General features: G+C 51.7%; 21 protein-coding genes. 20 read left to right on the plus strand and 1 reads right to left on the minus strand.

What is annotated here, in order from left to right:
- The 7 genes from NA197_RS12370 to NA197_RS12400 form a co-directional block, all read left to right on the plus strand.
- A partial coding sequence (locus NA197_RS12370) for an antitermination protein Q (protein ID WP_438796692.1) occupies positions 1–273 on the plus strand: 273 nt, incomplete at its 5' end.
- Positions 274–666: 393 nt separating this feature from the next.
- Positions 667–981, plus strand: coding sequence for a hypothetical protein (locus tag NA197_RS12375; RefSeq protein ID WP_001189445.1), 315 nt, complete (start codon positions 667–669; stop codon positions 979–981).
- 2 nt (positions 982–983) lie between these two features.
- Positions 984–1,526: a lysozyme gene (locus NA197_RS12380; protein WP_000255147.1), complete on the plus strand. Its 543-nt coding sequence runs from the start codon at positions 984–986 to the stop codon at positions 1,524–1,526.
- Positions 1,527–1,923: 397 nt separating this feature from the next.
- Positions 1,924–2,391 carry a lysis protein gene (locus NA197_RS12385; protein WP_058800046.1) on the plus strand — a complete coding sequence of 156 codons (468 nt, stop codon included), beginning with the start codon at positions 1,924–1,926 and terminating at the stop codon, positions 2,389–2,391.
- 278 nt (positions 2,392–2,669) lie between these two features.
- Positions 2,670–2,753, plus strand: coding sequence for a hypothetical protein (locus NA197_RS12390; protein ID WP_234696397.1), 84 nt, complete (start codon positions 2,670–2,672; stop codon positions 2,751–2,753).
- A 21-nt stretch (positions 2,754–2,774) separates the two neighbouring features.
- Positions 2,775–3,098: a DNA-binding protein gene (locus NA197_RS12395; protein ID WP_058800044.1), complete on the plus strand. Its 324-nt coding sequence runs from the start codon at positions 2,775–2,777 to the stop codon at positions 3,096–3,098.
- Positions 3,095–3,352: a hypothetical protein gene (locus tag NA197_RS12400; RefSeq protein ID WP_001283924.1), complete on the plus strand. Its 258-nt coding sequence runs from the start codon at positions 3,095–3,097 to the stop codon at positions 3,350–3,352. Before NA197_RS12395 ends, NA197_RS12400 begins: the two co-directional genes overlap by 4 nt.
- 144 nt (positions 3,353–3,496) lie before the next feature.
- Here the strand turns inward: NA197_RS12400 and NA197_RS12405 are convergent, their stop codons facing one another.
- Positions 3,497–4,042, minus strand: a complete 546-nt coding sequence (locus tag NA197_RS12405; RefSeq protein WP_001034848.1) for a hypothetical protein — start codon at positions 4,040–4,042, stop codon at positions 3,497–3,499.
- A 76-nt stretch (positions 4,043–4,118) separates the two neighbouring features.
- On the opposite strand from NA197_RS12405, the gene NA197_RS12410 reads away from it, so the two are divergent.
- The 13 genes from NA197_RS12410 to NA197_RS12470 all read left to right on the plus strand — a co-directional run bounded on the left by NA197_RS12410 (position 4,119) and on the right by NA197_RS12470 (position 15,854).
- Entirely contained in the window at positions 4,119–4,454 is a 336-nt protein-coding gene (locus tag NA197_RS12410) for a hypothetical protein (RefSeq protein ID WP_000509527.1), read from the plus strand.
- Positions 4,455–4,575: 121 nt separating this feature from the next.
- Positions 4,576–5,469: a phage tail tip fiber protein gene (locus NA197_RS12415; RefSeq protein ID WP_371062087.1), complete on the plus strand. Its 894-nt coding sequence runs from the start codon at positions 4,576–4,578 to the stop codon at positions 5,467–5,469.
- 10 nt (positions 5,470–5,479) lie between these two features.
- Positions 5,480–5,707, plus strand: coding sequence for a hypothetical protein (locus NA197_RS12420; protein ID WP_001223372.1), 228 nt, complete (start codon positions 5,480–5,482; stop codon positions 5,705–5,707).
- A gap of 17 nt (positions 5,708–5,724) precedes the next feature.
- On the plus strand, positions 5,725–7,182 hold the full coding sequence (locus NA197_RS12425) for a glycosyltransferase family 2 protein (protein ID WP_058800043.1): 1,458 nt from the start codon (positions 5,725–5,727) through the stop codon (positions 7,180–7,182).
- Positions 7,183–7,391: 209 nt separating this feature from the next.
- Positions 7,392–7,745 carry an HNH endonuclease signature motif containing protein gene (locus NA197_RS12430; protein ID WP_042782225.1) on the plus strand — a complete coding sequence of 118 codons (354 nt, stop codon included), beginning with the start codon at positions 7,392–7,394 and terminating at the stop codon, positions 7,743–7,745.
- Positions 7,726–8,319, plus strand: a complete 594-nt coding sequence (locus tag NA197_RS12435) for a hypothetical protein (RefSeq protein ID WP_024148404.1) — start codon at positions 7,726–7,728, stop codon at positions 8,317–8,319. The genes NA197_RS12430 and NA197_RS12435 overlap by 20 nt, the downstream gene beginning before the upstream one ends.
- Positions 8,312–8,680 carry an HNH endonuclease gene (locus tag NA197_RS12440; protein WP_023231022.1) on the plus strand — a complete coding sequence of 123 codons (369 nt, stop codon included), beginning with the start codon at positions 8,312–8,314 and terminating at the stop codon, positions 8,678–8,680. Before NA197_RS12435 ends, NA197_RS12440 begins: the two co-directional genes overlap by 8 nt.
- A gap of 106 nt (positions 8,681–8,786) precedes the next feature.
- The gene (locus NA197_RS12445) at positions 8,787–9,281 is read left to right on the plus strand and encodes a terminase small subunit (protein ID WP_000954404.1); all 495 of its coding nucleotides are present in this window, start codon (positions 8,787–8,789) and stop codon (positions 9,279–9,281) included.
- Positions 9,278–10,939 carry a terminase large subunit gene (locus tag NA197_RS12450; protein ID WP_024152330.1) on the plus strand — a complete coding sequence of 554 codons (1,662 nt, stop codon included), beginning with the start codon at positions 9,278–9,280 and terminating at the stop codon, positions 10,937–10,939. The genes NA197_RS12445 and NA197_RS12450 overlap by 4 nt, the downstream gene beginning before the upstream one ends.
- A gap of 58 nt (positions 10,940–10,997) precedes the next feature.
- Entirely contained in the window at positions 10,998–12,932 is a 1,935-nt protein-coding gene (locus NA197_RS12455; protein ID WP_058800042.1) for a phage major capsid protein, read from the plus strand.
- 203 nt (positions 12,933–13,135) lie between these two features.
- On the plus strand, positions 13,136–14,491 hold the full coding sequence (locus NA197_RS12460; RefSeq protein WP_058803862.1) for a phage portal protein: 1,356 nt from the start codon (positions 13,136–13,138) through the stop codon (positions 14,489–14,491).
- The gene (locus NA197_RS12465) at positions 14,488–15,531 is read left to right on the plus strand and encodes a hypothetical protein (protein WP_058800906.1); all 1,044 of its coding nucleotides are present in this window, start codon (positions 14,488–14,490) and stop codon (positions 15,529–15,531) included. Before NA197_RS12460 ends, NA197_RS12465 begins: the two co-directional genes overlap by 4 nt.
- Positions 15,528–15,854, plus strand: a complete 327-nt coding sequence (locus NA197_RS12470; protein ID WP_049017487.1) for a head-tail connector protein — start codon at positions 15,528–15,530, stop codon at positions 15,852–15,854. The genes NA197_RS12465 and NA197_RS12470 overlap by 4 nt, the downstream gene beginning before the upstream one ends.
- Positions 15,855–15,857 lie beyond the last annotated feature (3 nt).

A 15,857-nucleotide genomic window follows, 5' to 3' on the forward strand; every position in this document is an offset into this window, starting at 1 on the left:
GGCCATGTGAAAAATGAATGTCGTTGCCGGGGGCGCGGAGAAATTCTCGATAAGAAAAAATCTGAGTTGCAGGGCGTACCGGTTTATAAAAAATGCCCAAGATGCAAGGGAAGGGGCTACCCACGTCTCAAAGATACCGAAATTTTTAAAGCGCTGGGAGTAACGGAAATGGTATGGCGGTACAACTATAAACTGTTTTTCGATCGGCTGGTGGAGCATTGCCATATTGAGGAATCTTATGCAGAAAAGGTGCTGGGAAACGTGACTCGATGACCAAAATAATTTAGCTATTGCAAAATTAACGGAAAATGGCTAACCTGATTCCAACGATGGGTTATTATGCCTGTGACGTTACAAGAATTAAGAACCTCGCCTCGGCGGGGTTTTCTTTTATGGATTCCCGACGCCAATAAGACAAAGTGCGGGGAGTGATGCGGAGTCTACATGTTCCAGCCGACCGCAAAGCTCACACAGGCAGGACCACAATCTGATACCGCGATAGCTTTTGCTGATCGCGCCGGAGCGGTAACCGGCAACAATTTAAGCCTCGGTGATTGCCGGGGCTTTTCTGTTTGTGCCGTCCGGAATAATCCCTCTGAGTTTTGTCGTTAATCCACCGGGCGGCCTTCTTACTTCACACAGCGCCCCGATTACGGAGGTGCGGATATGCAACGTATGAACCCAACCGATGGACATAACATGCCGTACTGGTGGTCAGGGCTGCTTGGTTTTTTTTCTGTTCTGAGTTTGCAAGATTATGTATTTATCCTTGGCGCTCTGATCTCGGCCTATTTCACCATTAAGACCTACTACGCGAAGCGGAAAGAAGAACGTGAACGGCTTGATGAAGAGAAAAAAAGAACGCAGTTATTGGCTAAGTACCTTGCTGATGTGGCCGTTAAACCAGGTCGAGATCGCCCAGCAGCGGCTGAGGTCGTAACAGAGGCAATGAAACGCATCTCTGGTGAGGTGGCAAAATAACTATGGTCTCGACAAAAACAAAGTTAAGTGCTGCCGTTCTGGGGCTGGTGCTTGCCGGTGCGTCTGCGTCAGTGATTCTCGACCAGTTTCTGGACGAAAAAGAAGGCAACCACACCACGGCATACCGAGATGGCTCCGGCATATGGACCATCTGTCGCGGTGCCACAAAGGTGGACGGTAAACCCGTTGTTCGGGGCATGACGCTGTCAAAGGCGAAATGCGACCAGGTTAACGCTATTGAACGTGACAGGGCGCTGGCGTGGGTGGAGCGCAATATTAAAGTGCCGCTGACGGAACCACAGAAAGCAGGTATTGCTTCTTTCTGCCCTTACAACATCGGCCCAGGAAAATGTTTCCCGTCTACGTTCTATAAGCGAATTAATGCTGGCGACCGTAAAGGAGCCTGTGAAGCTATTCGCTGGTGGATTAAAGACGGTGGCCGCGATTGTCGTCTGACCAAAGGCCAGAAAAATGGGTGCTATGGTCAGGTAGAGCGACGAGACCAGGAAAGCGCGTTGGCGTGCTGGGGGATTGACCATGAGTAAGCGTGATGTATCAGCATTATGTTTTCTGATGGCGGCGGCAGTTGCGATCAGTGGGAATGACGGCTGGGGCTGGCTTATATTTGCAGGTATTATCATTTTATAGAATATTTCACTAAAAAATGCCGTGGCGCCACGCGGGCGGATAACACAAAATCTGCCGATTTCTGATTTACGAAGGATATAAAAGCGAAAACCCCGATTGCTGCAAACAGTCGGGGTTTTCTGTTTCTGCACCTTGATGAAGGCAAGGGAGAACCTGTGATTGATATTAGCAAACTGATTAGGGAGTTGCGACTAATGATTGAACAATTACCAAACTGGAAATTTATCCTGATCTGGCTGGTACTGTTTGTCGCTGCTATTGGCTATCTGATAGGGCAAATCCGTTGGTGGTAACATGAACCGCATAACCACTGGCGTAATAATCTCGTTGCTGATTGTGGCCGCAGTGCTGGCGTGGACTACCGACCACTACCACGGTAACGCCGTGAAATACAAAGAGCAGCGCGATACCGTTACTCATAAGCTGGCGCTGGCGAACGCGACAATTACCGACATGACGAAGCGTCAGCATGATGTTGCTGCGCTCGACGCCAGATACACGAAGGAATTAGCTGATGCGAAAGCTGAAAATGATGCTCTTCGGCGCAAGCTTGATAATGGTGGTAGGGTGCTCGTCAAAGGAAAATGCCCTGTGTCATCCTCAGCCGAAACCTCCAGCGCCTCCGGCATGGGCAATGATGCCACCGTCGAACTCTCTCCAGTTGCTGGACGAAACGTTCTCGGTATCCGGGACGGAATCATCAGTGACCAAACAGCACTGAGAACGCTTCAGGAGTACATCAGGGCGCAATGCCTTAAATAATTTCCCTCGCATAGAAATTTGACAAGTGACTTTCAGGAAAATGCCTCGCGATGCGGGGCGTTTTTGTATCGGTATTTCACCGCGCATCTCACGCGCATATCAACGAGAGCCTTTCAGTAAGCGAGCCTGAGAATTGCCGTTATAGGTGGCGACCTCTCTCGGGCGGCTTTTCTGTGAGACAGGCTCACTTTCTAAAAGGTAAAGACGCTATGAAAGCAATCACGCTTTTTAATACACCGATCCGTGTTGATGAATCAGGAATGATCTGCCTCACTGACATGTGGAAAGCTAGTGGTAAAAGTGAATCTGAATCGCCGTACCACTACCTGAGAAACAAGCAGACCAAAGAGTTCTTAGCCTAGCTGGAGAAAAACCACGAATCTGTGGTTTTTACGGAACGCGGTGTGCACGGTGGAACTTATGGCGGAAAGTTCGTTGCTTATGATTACGCAGCATGGCTAAACCCTGGATTTAAATATGCAGCCTATAAAGTCCTCGATGACTACTTCACCGGAGAGCTTCATCATCGGAACAGCTTAAGTGCGCAGCTCAATATGAAGTGTCATGAGTTTGATCAGAAAAAAGATATGGCGAGCTTCTGTGGACAAGGGCTGGCGGCATGGCGCTATACGAAGCCAGTGTTGGTCGCCGAGATTAACTCCCTGGCTAACCAGCTGCAGATTACGATCCCAGGGCTTCCGGGATGAGTGATCGTGTCATTGAATGCGCCTCCAGAGCGGGGCGCGACTTCTCAGAGTTCATGAAAGGTGAGAAGGGCATGATGGAAGCATTGGCCTCGGTGGATGAGTTTGGCGAGCAGCTGCGCCTCAACGGCTGTGTCAATCATCACTTTGTTAGCTACATGATGCGGAACTCGATCATGCAGGCATTCATGGACATGGCAAAAGCCGAGAGGAAAGAAGAGCGCCGGCGTAAGCGAGCGGAATCAAAAGCGAAGTAGCCATTACAAAGCCCATCTACGGATGGGCTTGTTGACATCCTCCACGCCCTGAAGGACGGAGTTTTACGGAATAATACGGTTACGCACCAGGTGTAATCAGCATTACAGCAGGCACTCAGTGAATGCCTGCTGTAAAATGGATGGTTAGAGTAGTTTTATAAATTTATCGCTGTCGTTAGCTTGTTTGGCAATCCTCAGAATCACAGCAGCAATAGAAGCAATGAACTTTTCACGGTTTGAAATACCTTCTTCATTGAGATGTATTCCTTTATCACCAACCAGAATGCCAAATTTGGGGTTTTCAATTAGCTCTCTTTGGTCACCCTTGCTTATGTGGGTGATTAATTTATTTATTTCTTCATCGGTAATTTCTGAGTTATCAATTTGATGAGAGCGTGCATTTCTGATTTTGTTTACGACTTTAAGCTCCTGGTAAGAAAATTCATTCAAACCAAAATTTGTAGCTAGCTTGAGTTTTGCCGCGTATGACATAGTTAGGTTTTCGCCGAAACCATCAAAAAAATTAACGTTGTTTGATGCCGCACAGCACCATGCTTCAATAATTTTCTCGGTTACCAGGTGGAGGCGCAAGACTACACCTATGTCGTCTTCACTTTGCATTATCGAAGATAGTCTTTCCCATGTTTGTTCGTTAAGCAGAACCATGTCATTGAAAATTTTCTTATTCATAAATCATTCCTTTGTTGGGTGTGCTAGTGCTCGTGGGCAGATGAGCACTCTATTCCAGTATATAGAGAGGTAGCGTGTGGGCGGAACAATTGAGATCAGTGAAGTTGGCGTAACAGTCAATATGGCTGGTGGCGGGAAAATAGTTATCGGAGATTTTGGCGATAATACAGCACCCAAGGCTGAGCCACTCCCACCCCTTACCCCAGAAGAGGAACTTTACGGGCGCGGGCTTTGCCTACTTCCTGCTGGCTGGGAAGAATTAAGTGGCGAAGAGCACTGGCAGTATCATCTTAGCGAATCCTTACGTCATCTATGGCCGTCGTTCAGCAGGGAACAGAAGATGGCCATCGCTTTTACCGCCAATGAACTGTCAGATGAACTTCGAGACAGTCAATATTCCCACTGCTGGTAATAACACTTCCGCGCATCGCACGCGCACATCAAAGAAAGTCTTTCAGCTGTGAGCCTGGGCAAACCGATTACTTTCGGCGGCTTTGCCGTGCGACAGGCTCACGTCTAAAAGGGTAGTAAACATGAAAAAAACTTTAAGCCTAAAAGATGCAATGCGTAGCCTTCACGTTATCGAAACCGATGAAGGAATCGAACTACAAAGCGCTGCTGGCACGGCAAAATATGATGCGTGGGGCGCACGCCGTGAGGTGAATGGTATCCCAGAGTACTTTCCCTCCTCTGTCACGGTAAATAAGCGTCCGCAAGCGCTAGTGGATGATAAAGGACCATCTGTACCTGATGACTCATGCGCACCATTGGTACGCACAATGAAGCTTCGTGTTGAGCTGGACACATCAGGCGCACAACAGGCTGTTGACGAACTGGATGACAAAATCCGTAATAGCGATGCATTCAAAGTCCTGAAAGATGGCTGGACTTTCGAAAAGAACGGGGTGCTGATTATTAATAACGGCGAGGTGTTCGTTACCGATGCGAAGATCGACGATGCCGTATTGTCTAAGAGCTACAGCGTTAAATTAAACGTCGCCGGCAAAGGCAAGCCGCACGAAGCTGGCATGACCCTCTGTGTTGAAGGTGAGAATAGCAAGGTTGAGTTTCTGGCCGATCGCTATAAGGTGCATGAAGCCGCTCAATCAGCCAGCAATAATGAAAAGACGACATTCAATGTTGGTTTGTCTTTTGGTGGCTTCCATGGAGCAATTAGTCATGATAAGGCTAATCCCGCTGATGGTAATAATGCCACCAAAACCAGCCTCAATGATGAGATGTGCGAAGCCATTATCTCCGCTGTACGCGAAAGCGATTTGTTCGCAGCCCTCCAGGCAAAGATTGATGCGCAAACAGCTTCAGTAGTTGGCTTGCAACAGGCGATGCACGAAGCGGTGAACGACGCTCTTCGCAATGCGCTCAAGCCAGGCGGCATCCTCTGGAATACACGGTCGAGTGGACTCTGAGGGAGGGTGTATGCGTATCACTGTATTGGATGACGATCCGGGGCGGAAAATTAATCTCGCTCAGGAACGATATAAAGTCTATATCGATGGCGTTGAAGTTAAGCACGTATTTACTGCTGATGATGAAAAAGGCGAAGTGATTGCCGCCGTGACCGATGGGCGCGGTTACATAACGGCAGAGAATGGCGAAGTAAAGCGGCAATCTTTTTACGGGCGAGTAATCATCCAACGCCAATAAACCCCGATGGAGAAATTATGCAGGTCACTATTGATGGTGTCCCGTTTGTTCCTGCCTGCGCTTCAGCATCACGGATTGGCATTGCCATCACTACCCACAACCGGCCAGACGTTTTAACGCGCGCCATTGAGCAGCACATTAAACATCTGCCCGCCGGGTCGCTGGTGGTGGTTATCGACGACGGTTCTCAACCTGCCGCCGTAGTACCTGACGGAGTGCAGTTGCGTCGCCATGAAACATCACTTGGCATTGTTGCATCGAAGAACGCCAGTTTAACCGCGCTAATGGACGCCGGGTGTGAGCATCTCTTCCTGTGGGACGATGACGCCTGGCCCATCGCTGATAACTGGCACTTGCCTTACATTGAATCACCCGAGCCGCACCTGGCTTATCAGTTTCTCGATCTGGCAGGAACGAATAAGCTGAAGGATATGGCGGTCCTGTACCGGGATGATAAGCACATCGCTTACACCGGGCAGCGCGGCGTGATGCTGTATTACCACCGTAGCGCTATCGAGAAGGTTGGCGGTTTCGATCCGGTTTATGGTCGCGGCATGTACGAGCACAGCGATCTCGCCTTGCGCATCCATAACGCAGGACTGACTACGTGGGCTTACGGTGATGTGGTCGGTTCAGAAAAGCTAATCCATTCTCTCGATGAGCATGAAGCCGTAGAGCGTTCGGTACCGCGTCCCGACCGACAGGCGCTGGTGGAACGTAACGTGAAGATCCACAACGAACGGCGTGATGCCGGGGTTACTGGTTACGTTGAATACCGCCAGCAGCGAGACGTGGTTATCACAACGCTGCTTACCAGTCAGCCTGACCCGCAGCGCGGTACAAAAATGGCGGCCTCGCCTGACATGCTGGCTAAATGGGCCTCATCACTTCGGAATTGTGGCCGTATCGCGCTGGTGGATGAATTACTGACGGCACCAGCAGATGTTGAGTTGTATCGCGTACCTGACGTGAAGATGAATGTCTATTTCCGGCGATGGCTGCACATCTGGCAGCACCTGCGAGATCACCCTGAATACCGGTTCGTCTGGTGTACTGATGGTACCGATGTCGAAATGCTTCGCGCACCGTGGGAAGAAATGGAGCCCGGGAAGGTGTACGTCGGTTCAGAACCAAAGACCTACGCCGATACCTGGGCAAAGCAGAATCATCCGGAGCGCATCTATCAGGAGTTCATTGAAGCGCACCGCAATAATGTGATGCTTAACGCTGGCCTGCTGGGTGGCAGCCGCGTTGATGTAATGGCGTTCGCTCACGGCATCATCCGTCTTTACTACCGGATCGAGAGTTATCGCTTCTGGAAGAAAGAGCAGGCTGGCGCTGCGGTGGGTGACATGATCGCTTTTGGCATTGTCGCGAAGTCATTTGGCGATCGCATTGTCACCGGCCCGCGCATCCACACAGTGTTTAAGACTGATGGTATCGGTAAGGAAGTAGCTTTCTGGCGCCATAAGTAACCTCTATTAAATTTCTTTATTCCTTTTCATGGAAGGTGTTCCTGTGCCTAAAAAAAGACCGATTGAGGAAAGGTTCTGGGAAAAGGTTGATAAGCGTGGTGACGATGAGTGCTGGATCTGGCTCGGCGCAACCATTCAACCAGGGGGCGGAAGACATATCAAACCTCAGATATACGGGAAAATAGCGGGGCCGAGAACGCCTGCAGGTCGTGTTTTTTTGGTCTTCTCATCGCCTTTCTTGGTTTCTGAAGTATGGTGACATTCCGCCTGGCATGCTCGTTGACCATAAGTGTCATAACACTCTATGCGTCAATCCCTCTCACCTCAGGCTCGTAACTCCAAAGCAAAACAGCGAAAACCGAGAGGGTCCCGCTATCACAAGGAACTCATCTGGAAAGCGCGGTGTTAGATGGAATCCTCAGGTTGGAAAGTGGCATGCGTGCTACAGCCACAACGGAAAGGCGCACTGTGTAGGCTTCTTCGATGATCTTGAGGAGGCTGCTGAAGCTGCACGACGAGCCCGTAATAAGGTGTTTACCCATAATGATGCAGACAGATTTTAAGTTTGTGGTGGTCAGCCATCACACCCGCTTAGGACATGCGCAACGTCTCGCTGCGATGTTGGATGTCCATCTGCTTATTGATGACGGTAACCATGGCGCAAACTGGAATCATCTCCGCGCGCTTGAATGGGCATCATGGCAGGATTGCCGGGTAGTGATAATCGAAGATGACGCATTGCCTGTTCCAGATTTTATTGAGCAGGTTAGTGAATGGCTTAACCGCTTCCCAGAATCGCTGGTGAGTTTCTACCTGGGTACTGGCCGACCACCTCAGTATCAAATGCAGATAGCTGAGCGGCTGATTGTTGCTGATAAGACTCAGGCTGATTTCATCACGCTTCAGCGGCTTATACACGGCGTTTGCTATAGCGTACCCCCTCAGCATATCGAACGAGTCATTTCCCGATGGGACAGCAGCAAGCCAGCTGATTATGCCGTTGGTGATGCCTATGGCGGCGCTGTGGTTTATCCGTGTTACTCGCTGGTGGATCATGCAGATGGTGAACCTGTTGAACGTCACCCTGACTCAGCGCCACGGACAGAACGCCGTCGGGCGTGGAGGTTACATGTCTAAGCTCACAACGTTAAAGCCACGCCTGAAAGCCATTGATACACGTCGCATCAAGCCGGTTTACGGTGAACAACGCCGCATAAGCGGAAGTGCCAGAGTGGGTTTGAAGCGTCGCATCTACGCGCGTGATGGTGGTCACTGCTGCATGTGCGGTCGGGTTGTCGATCTGACTGACAGCGAACTCGACCACCGCATTGCTCTTCAGTTCGGAGGCGATAACTCCGAACGCAACCTGTGGACACTCTGCACTGAATGTCACGCAGGTAAGTCTGCACGTGAAGTTGCCACCGGACAGCCTGATGAGCTGGCCCTGAAGCATGAAGTGCCTGAAGACAATCAGACATCAGGATTTGTAGGGCTCTGATGCCTGCCAACCCCGGGGGGGGTATCATCCAGAGTAAACATCGATCGCCCTGGACACCGCCCCCCCTCTCATTCGCAGAAAAAATCCCCCTCTGGAGGGTGTAAACATGTTAACAGCGCAGAAGCGGAAATATGCTCTCGCGCTGATGTCCGGGATGTCTCAGAAGGATGCGGCTATAAAGGCGGGATATTCTGAAAAATCCGCGCGTTCCAAGGGGTCGCAGCTTGCTAAAGACCCGGAGGTCATCGCGTTTATTGAGCGAAAAAAACGAGAAAAAGTTGAGGTGGATGACGAACCTGCGTATCGCAGGAATGTTTATACCCCAGCAGTAAACACGCCTGAAGAAAAACGACCTCCTGCGGCATCGTCCGCCGGTGAGTATGAAGATCCTCTCGACTTCCTGAAATCGGTTATGAACAACGTTGGTTACGAAATCGAAACCAGGAAAGATGCTGCGAAGGCCATGCTGCCTTATATGCATCAGAAGAAAGGTGAGGGCGGTAAGAAAGATGCAAAAGCTGAGGCTGCCAAAAAAGCGGCCAATAAGTTTGCCATTCAGCAACCACCGAAACTGGTGGTTAACAATCGCGGGAATACATAATGCCGGAATGGACAACTGCCTGCCCTGACTGGGCGGAGCGCCTGAAGAAGGGCCAGTCTATTATTCCTGCACCGATTTACCCGGAGCAGGCTGAAATAGCCCTGAACGTTTTCAGGCAACTGAAAATTGTTGATGCCCCAGGCTCGCCAACGTTCGGTGAATCCTGCGCACAGTGGGTTTTCGATCTCGTTGCGGCGCTGTTCGGCTCCTATGATGCCGAAACCGGTCGCAGGCACATTACAGAAGTGTTTGTGCTCATCCCCAAAAAAAACTCCAAGTCTACGCTGGCCGCCGGGATCATGATGACGGCGTTGCTGCTCAACTGGCGTCAGGCTGCCGGATACACCATCATCGCACCGACTGTAGAGGTGGCGACAAACGCCTTTAACCCGGCGCGCGACATGGTAAAGCGGGATGATGATCTGGATGACCTCTGCCAGGTTCAGACACACATCAGGACCATCACCCACAGGGGAACGGACACGACGCTGAAAGTGGTGGCCGCCGACCCCAACACCGTTTCGGGGATTAAATCTGTCGGCACGCTCATTGACGAGTTGTGGCTTTTTGGTAAGCAACATAACTCCGAAGATATGCTGCGTGAGGCAGTCGGTGGCATGGCATCACGACCGGAAGGCTTTGTGATGTACACCACCACGCAGTCTAACGAACCGCCGGCAGGTGTGTTTAAGAAGAAGTTGCAATACGCCCGTGACGTTCGCGACGGAAAGATTCACGATCCGCATTTTCTTCCGGTGATATTTGAGCATCCACCGGAAATGGTTGCCAGCGGTGAGCATCTTCTTCTGGATAACCTCGCGATGGTTAACCCCAACCTGGGTTACTCCGTAGACGAGCAGTTTCTATACCGTGAATACAACAAAGCGAAAGAGGCCGGGGAAGAAGATTTCCGTGGCTTTATGTCGAAGCACGCCAACGTTGAAATCGGTCTCGCCCTGCGCGCTGACAGATGGGCAGGGGCAGATTTCTGGGAGCAACAGGCAAGGCGCGTCACTTTTGACGATATTCTGCGCCGTTCTGAGGTGGTCACAGTTGGTATCGATGGCGGTGGTCTCGATGACCTTCTCGGCCTGGCTGTTATCGGGCGCGATCGCGAGACGCGCGAGTGGTTATGCTGGTGCCATGCATGGGCACATACCATCGCCCTGGAAAGGCGAAAGAGCGAAATTTCAAAATTAAAGGATTTTGAGAGGGCCGGTGACCTGACGATCGTTAAGCGGGTAGGCGAGGATGTCGAGCAGGTTGCAGAGTATGTCAGCCGGATTTATGAAGCCGAACTGCTGGATAAAATTGGAATAGACCCCTCTGAGGTAGGGCAAATTCTTGATGCGCTCAGTGAAGCAGGCATTCCTGATGAGGCTGTAACCGGGGTCAGCCAGGGCTGGAAACTCGGCGGCGCCATTAAGACAGCTGAGCGCAAGCTGGCTGAAGGTGTTCTGCTTCATGGCGGCCAGCCTCTGATGGCCTGGTGCGTGAGTAATGCAAGGGTTGAGCCTAAGGGTAACGCCATTCTCATTACCAAACAGGCCAGCGGGAAGGGGAAAATTGATCCCCTGATGGCCATATTCAACGCCGTTACGTTAATGGCCCTTAACCCCGAACCGGTCAAAAAAGACTACCAGGTATTTTTCGTTTAACACACACGTCAGTTAATGGCCCGCGCATGCGGGTTTTTTCATTTCTGGAGGCCAGCAAATGACGCTTAAACGCGCCTGCACCCTCATGACGGTTAAGTCGGTAAATGAGGATGAGCGGATTATCACCGGCATCGCCTCAACACCGTCTCCCGATCGTGACGGTGACATTATGGAGCCGGAGGGGGCGAAATTCCGTAGCGATACGCCGTTCCTCTGGCAGCACGACCGCTCTCAGCCTATTGGCACCTGCACGCCAAAAATGGTGAAAGAGGGGTTGCAGATAACCGCAAAACTCGTGAAACCAACCTCCGACATGCCATCACAGCTGATCGCACGTCTTGATGAAGCCTGGGCTTCGATTAAGGCGGGGCTGGTACGAGGCCTGTCGATTGGGTTCCGACCAATTGAGTATTCCTTCCTGGATGAAGGCGGTATTCGCTTTTTGTCCTGGGACCTGCTTGAGGTCTCGGCGGTGACCATTCCGGCCAATGCCGAATGCTCCATCCAGACCGTTAAATCTTTCGACCGCCAGTTTCTCGCCGCGTCAGGCAATGAGAAACCGGTAGTGAAAACCTCTAAAACCGCTGGCGCTACAGCACCCAAAACCAAAAAAGGAACCAATTCGATGAATATCGCAGAACAAATCAAGAGCTTTGAAGCGAAGCGTGCAGCGCTTGCCGCATCACTCGATGAAGTGATGTCAAAGGCGGCTGAAGAGGGACGCACCCTGGACGCTGAAGAAGAAGAGAGCTACGACAACACGTCCGCAGAAATTAAATCCGTTGATGCGCACCTCAAGCGACTGCGCGACATGGAAAGCAATCTTGCATCGACTGCAAAACCGGTATCTAAAGCTGCCAGTGGCGAAGTCACCACCGTTAAGGCAAACGCACCGGGGATCATTCGCGTTGAGCAAAATCTGGAGAAAGGTATCGCCTTTGCCCGTTTTGCCAAGGCACTGGCGGCGGCAAACGGCAGCCGTTCTGAAGCGCTGGAAATTGCACGTAAGCAGTACCCGGATGATGCGAAACTTCACCATGTGCTGAAAGCCGCTGTTGGTGCTGGCACAACGACCGATCCTCAGTGGGCTGGTGCGCTGGTGGAGTATCAGGAATACGCAAATGATTTTGTTGAATTCCTCCGCCCGCAGACCATTATCGGTCGTTTCGGTCAGGGTGGTATTCCTGCCCTGCGTCAGGTCCCGTTCAACATTCGCATTCCGGCACAAACTTCCGGCGGATCTGCAAGCTGGGTAGGTCAGGGTAAGGCCAAACCGCTGACCAAATTCGACTTTGAGTCCATCACGTTCAGCTTCGCCAAAGTCGCAGCCATTGCGGTCCTGACCGATGAGCTGATCCGATTCTCCAATCCGGCAGCAGATGCTCTGGTGCGTAACGCCCTTGCCGAAGCGGTCATTGCCCGTCTTGATACGGACTTCATCAGCCCATCAAAAGCTGAGGTTGCCAACGTCTCTCCGGCATCCATTACCAACGGCATTACCGCCGTCCCGTCTACCGGAAACCCGGATGACGACGCGGCTGCGGCATTTGGCGTGTTTGTTGCGGCCAACCTTCAGCCGAACGGTGCTGTCTGGCTGATGTCCAGTACTACGGCACTGGCACTGTCCATGCGCAAGAATGCGCTGGGCCAGAAGGAGTACCCGGAAATGACCCTGCTGGGCGGTACTTTCCAGGGCCTTCCAGTGATTGTGTCTCAGTACGTTGGCAACCAGCTGGTGCTGGTAAACGCACCGGATATCTACCTCGCTGATGATGGTGGCGTGGCGGTCGATATGTCCCGCGAAGCGTCTCTGGAAATGGAAAGCGATCCGGCTGGTGACAGCATTACACCAACGGGTACCGAGCTGGTTTCCATGTTCCAGACGAACAGCGTGGCTATTCGTGCCGAGCGCTGGATCAACTGGAAGCGTCGCCGTACTGCCGCAGTAGCGGTGATTTCCGGCGTCAACTACGGCGCTGGCGCAGGCAGCTAATTACCGAAGGAGGGCGGGGGGATCCCCGCCATTAGAATGGCAAAAATCAGATATCTGCAACGCACACATGACTCTGTTACGGGAGACGTAAAGACCGTGGACGAACGGTGCGCAAGGGTGCTGGTGCTGCTTGGCAAGGCTGAATATTTCACCGAGGTAACTACCAGGGTGAGGAAGAATAAGCGTAAAGCGGAGAACGGCTAATGTGGAATCCTTTCCGAAGAAAAGAGGGGCAAGTCAAAAATCTACAGCAGCCTGTCAGCCGCGGGGGCTGGACACCTATGTTCAGTTATGTCCATGAACCCTACGCCGGGGCCTGGCAGCAGAACATGGAAATTAAGCCCAAAACGGTTCTCTCCTATTATGCTGTGTTTTCCTGCATATCTCTGATCGCAAGTGATATCGCTAAAATGCCTCCGCGCCTGATGAAGCAGGATTCAAATGGCGTCCGGAGGGAAATTAAAACCGGGAAGATAGCCGCGCTATATTCCCGGCCAAATGCCTTTCAGAACCGCATCCAGTTCTTTGAGCACTGGCTGAATTCCAAGCTGTGCGAAGGTAATGCCGTTGCGCTCAAGATCCGGAACAATCGCGGTGAAATAACTGAGCTGAGGCTGCTGGACTGGAACAAGGTCACGCCACTGGTAGCTGATGATGGCTCTGTCTTCTACCAGATCAACCCGGATAACATGGCGGGCATTGATTCAACTGTGACAGTACCGGCACGAGAGGTTATTCACGATCGTTTCAACTGTCTGTTCCATCCCCTTATTGGTCTTTCCCCGATTTATGCGGCTGGTATGGCTGCAATGCAGGGTCACCATATTCAGGAAAGCTCGGCGTACTTTTTCCGCAATGGCGGGAAACCCAGCGGCGTTATCGAGGTTCCGGGCTCGATTACGGAAGAGAACGCCAGGAAGATCAAAGAAAACTGGGATACTGGTTATACCGGGGAAAATGCGGGTAAAACCGCCATTCTGAGCAATGGTGCGAAATATGTTCCCCGTACGGTCTCAGCTGCTGATGCGCAGACTGTCGAACAGCTCCGCATGACCGCGCAGATTGTCTGTTCCGTGTTTCACGTGCCAGCTTATAAGGTTGGCATCGGTGAGCTGCCGACACATGACAATATTGAGGCACAGGATCAGCAGTATTACTCGCAGTGTCTTCAGTCCCTGATTGAATCCATCGAATTGCTGCTGGATGAAGCGTTTGAGCTTGAAGGCGATACAGGAACTGAGTTTGACGTTAATGCGCTGCTGCGTATGGACAGTGAACGCCGTATCAAATCCCTGGGCGAGGGGGTGAAAAATACCATCCTCACACCAAACGAAGCGCGAAAAAGTGAGAACCTTCCCCCGCTGGCTGGCGGTGATTCTCTTTACCTACAGCAGCAGAATTTCAGCCTTGAGGCGCTGGCGCGCCGTGATGCTTCGGATGATCCCTTCGGTAAAAGCAGTTCGTCACAGTCTTCAACCTCCGCAAATGAAGGAAAGGCTTTAACCGACGCCGAGCAATCGGCGGCCAAAGCAATGATCAGAGGATTTCTTACAAAATGAACGAACGCGAACTATCCCTGATAAAGGTGCTCGGCGAGGAATTCGGTCAGGTTCTCGCTGAAATGCGTGACAGCTTCAGTAAAAACCTTCAGGCGCAGCGAGAGGAATATGAAGAAAAGCTAACCAGACTCGCAAAGCAGGTTGAAGAAATCAGCAATGCACCCGATCCCGACATCGAGAGTATGGTGAAGGCGGCCATCGCTCATTTACCAGCACCGACAGCACCAGAACTGCCGGATATTGCCGCCATGGTCAGCGATGCGGTAGCTGCTATCCCGGCACCGCGCGACGGTAAAAGTGTCACGGTCGACGATGTCCAGCCGCTGATTCAGGAGCTGGTCAGCAAAGCCGTCGGTGAAATTCCTGTGCCGAAGGACGGCAAAGACTACGATCCGGCGATACTTAAACAGGCAGTTGAAGACGCTGTCAGCGATGCGGTAGCTGCTATCCCGGTACCTAAGGATGGAAAAAGCGTTACGGCAGATGACGTGCAGCCGATGATTCAGGAGCTTGTTTCCTCGGCCATTCCGGAATTTCCAGATGTGAAATCGCTGGTTCGTGAGGCGGTCACTTTGCTGCCCCCTCCGGAACCGGGGCGGGATGGTGAAGATGGCCGGGACGCCCTGTCGCTGGAGATTCTACCTTTCATTGATGAGGGGAAAAGCTACCCGCGTGGCAGCTATGCAACGCATAACGGCGGCCTGTGGCGCGCTTACGAGAAAACCCATGGCATGCGCGGCTGGGAGTGTCTTGTTGATGGCGTGGCGGGCATTGATATACAGCATTCTGAGCAGCGTACCTTCACCCTGACGGTTAACCGCACCAGTGGCACCAGTGAAACCAAATCCTTTGACGTGCCTGTAATGATTTATCAGGGCGTATTCAAATCCGGTCAGGAATATCTGCCTGGCGACACGGTTACATGGGGCGGCTCTCTGTGGCACTGCGACGATCGGACGCAGGACAAGCCGGGTGAGGCTGGCTCGAAAGGCTGGACGCTGGCAGCCAAGCGGGGCCGCGACGGGAGGGATAAAACATGATTGAACTTGTGACACTTTCTGAGATTAAGGAACACCTGCATATTGATCATGATGCTGACGACGGCCCGCTTAAGGAAAAAATACAGGAAGCCAGTTCCGTGTTACTGGCTTTTATTCAGGGAAGCCGTGACAAGGTCGTTGATGAGACAGGAAAGTTAATCGAAGGTGAAGCGCTAAGCCGGATGAAGGCCGCTACGATGCGTCTGGTGGGCATGCTGTACCGAAACCCTGATCTGGCTGAAAAAGAAGATTTACTGCATGGAGAGCTTCCTTTTTCTGTGTCGTTTTTAATTCATGACCTTCGACTTCCGACAATTATTTGAGGG

It is taken from the genome of Salmonella sp. NW884 (assembly GCF_051700745.1).
Classification (GTDB): domain Bacteria; phylum Pseudomonadota; class Gammaproteobacteria; order Enterobacterales; family Enterobacteriaceae; genus Salmonella; species Salmonella enterica.

Bases quoted from the DNA above. Each gene is read 5' to 3' on its own strand.
- NA197_RS12375 (WP_001189445.1), top strand. From the start codon at position 667: ATGCAACGTATGAACCCAACCGATGGACATAACATGCCGTACTGGTGG.
- NA197_RS12380 (WP_000255147.1), top strand. From the start codon at position 984: ATGGTCTCGACAAAAACAAAGTTAAGTGCTGCCGTTCTGGGGCTGGTG.
- NA197_RS12385 (WP_058800046.1), top strand. From the start codon at position 1,924: ATGAACCGCATAACCACTGGCGTAATAATCTCGTTGCTGATTGTGGCC.
- NA197_RS12390 (WP_234696397.1), top strand. From the start codon at position 2,670: ATGTGGAAAGCTAGTGGTAAAAGTGAATCTGAATCGCCGTACCACTAC.
- NA197_RS12400 (WP_001283924.1), top strand. From the start codon at position 3,095: ATGAGTGATCGTGTCATTGAATGCGCCTCCAGAGCGGGGCGCGACTTC.
- NA197_RS12405 (WP_001034848.1), bottom strand. From the start codon at position 4,042: ATGAATAAGAAAATTTTCAATGACATGGTTCTGCTTAACGAACAAACA.
- NA197_RS12415 (WP_371062087.1), top strand. From the start codon at position 4,576: ATGAAAAAAACTTTAAGCCTAAAAGATGCAATGCGTAGCCTTCACGTT.
- NA197_RS12420 (WP_001223372.1), top strand. From the start codon at position 5,480: ATGCGTATCACTGTATTGGATGACGATCCGGGGCGGAAAATTAATCTC.
- NA197_RS12425 (WP_058800043.1), top strand. From the start codon at position 5,725: ATGCAGGTCACTATTGATGGTGTCCCGTTTGTTCCTGCCTGCGCTTCA.
- NA197_RS12435 (WP_024148404.1), top strand. From the start codon at position 7,726: ATGATGCAGACAGATTTTAAGTTTGTGGTGGTCAGCCATCACACCCGC.
- NA197_RS12440 (WP_023231022.1), top strand. From the start codon at position 8,312: ATGTCTAAGCTCACAACGTTAAAGCCACGCCTGAAAGCCATTGATACA.
- NA197_RS12445 (WP_000954404.1), top strand. From the start codon at position 8,787: ATGTTAACAGCGCAGAAGCGGAAATATGCTCTCGCGCTGATGTCCGGG.
- NA197_RS12455 (WP_058800042.1), top strand. From the start codon at position 10,998: ATGACGCTTAAACGCGCCTGCACCCTCATGACGGTTAAGTCGGTAAAT.
- NA197_RS12460 (WP_058803862.1), top strand. From the start codon at position 13,136: ATGTGGAATCCTTTCCGAAGAAAAGAGGGGCAAGTCAAAAATCTACAG.
- NA197_RS12465 (WP_058800906.1), top strand. From the start codon at position 14,488: ATGAACGAACGCGAACTATCCCTGATAAAGGTGCTCGGCGAGGAATTC.
- NA197_RS12470 (WP_049017487.1), top strand. From the start codon at position 15,528: ATGATTGAACTTGTGACACTTTCTGAGATTAAGGAACACCTGCATATT.